We start from the raw sequence: 1,708 nt of genomic DNA, 5'->3' as shown, positions 1-1,708 counted from the left end.
TGAATGTCCAGTGGTCGTTCAATGTCCACTGGTCCTGGATCCAGAATTCCTGCCTGGTCTGAACATTCTGGTTGGACGCGTCCAGTGTCAGGACCGGTCCGGCCGGCGCGCCGCCCCCGGTGCCGAAGGCGTACATCTGCGAACTGTTATTCGCCTTGCTGTAGTCGAACTGGACGCCCGTCTTGACCAGATGATGGCTGTGGGGCACCCACGTGTGGTCCAGGCGGAACCCGCCGGAATAGGCCGTCCGCTTCTGGCTCGCCGTCTGGGCTGTATTCACGTCGTCGGCATAGGCCAGGGCATTGAGGGGGTCGGTCTGAAAATCCGCCACTCCGCGCCGGAAATAGAAGCCCAAACTGAAGAAATGACTCGCGTTCAGGTCATGCCGCCACACTAGCTGGCTGTATTGATTGTTTTCCTTCTGAAACTGGTTGACGGATTGCGACGCCGTCGGCGTGAAACCCGGGAGGAGAGCCAAAACATCGGAGTTGGCTTGCAGATTTGGGATCGTCGGAATCTGATACTTCGCTACCGAGCCGAGAAAGATCCAGCTGAAATTGTTCCTGTTGTCGTGCTGGTAATCTCCACGGAGGTAGGTGTTATTTTTCTCGCTTTGATTGTGGTAGCTCGTCCGGCCGAGGATCGGCGGCTCGAGCCCCCGATTGGTCGTGACGTAGCTGTTCATGATGTAGAACCGCACCTTCTCGCCTATCGTTCCGCCGTATTCGAGCGAGGGATTGACCGTTTCATACGAACCGCCGAAGACCTGGATCGAACCGAAATCCGGCTTCGTACCGCTCTTGCTGGTGATATCGACGACGACCGCGGTCTTGTTCCCGTACTGCGCCTCCATGCCCCCCAGGATGATGTCTGATCGCTCCCAGGTGCGCGGGGGCACGATGTCCGCGAACGCGCCGGTCACCGTATCGGGGATCGGAATGCCGTCGATGCGATACTGTTGATTGGCGTGATCCTGACGAATGTGCGTCTGCTTGAGCCCTCCGTACACCACGCTCGGGATGGTCAAGAGAACATCTGCCACGTCATTGTTGTTGCCACGCGGAAGAATTTCCACGTCCTTGCGGCTCAACTGGTACGTGGAACTGGACGCTTTGTATTGGATGGCCGGTAACGGCGAGACGATCTCCAACGCTATCTCCTGGGTCACCGCCAAGGTGAGGGTGATGGGGGCCGGTGGTTCCGCACCGACCTTCACGACGACATATTCACTCTTGTAGGTTTCCTGCACGGCGCTCACCGAATACGTGCCCTCCTTGGACACCTGCACGCTGAACTCGCCGGCCTGATTCGTCACTCCCTGGGTGACGACGTTTCCTTCCTGGTCCCGGATCTGCACAATGGCCTGATCAATCCGACGAAGGTCCTGACTTTGAACCGTGCCCGTTATGGTCCCGTTCGGACCGGTTTCTGACGCTTCAACGTTGCGGGCGAGCACGCTGAGCGCCACGACAAAACCCACCAGCGCCCAGATCGTCCGAGAGAGCGCACATCCGCGTCGCATTCCGACCTCCTGAATCTCAAGGCTGAGTCAACAAGATGACGGCATGCATCGACGGGCCTGAAAGGCCTGTCGATGACGCTCGTCATGTCCGGTTGTGCTTAGCTCTGAGGAGGCGCGCGGGAGGGACCGACAAACGAAAGGTCGAGAGAAAGCAGAACGGATTCAACTGGAGGTTCCTGGAGTCGA

The 1,708-nt window shown here is 58.4% G+C and carries 1 protein-coding gene; it reads right to left on the bottom strand.

The genetic code is table 11. The features are described from left to right. On the bottom strand, window positions 1-1,522 hold a 1,522-nt coding region (locus ACOSYY_RS13375; RefSeq protein ID WP_421662997.1), incomplete at its 3' end, for a carboxypeptidase regulatory-like domain-containing protein. Window positions 1,523-1,708: the final 186 nt, after the last annotated feature.

It is taken from the genome of Nitrospira sp. BLG_2 (assembly GCF_049222245.1).
The sequence above is the reverse complement of the archived record's forward strand: the minus strand, read 5'-3'. Positions and strand labels throughout refer to the sequence as shown.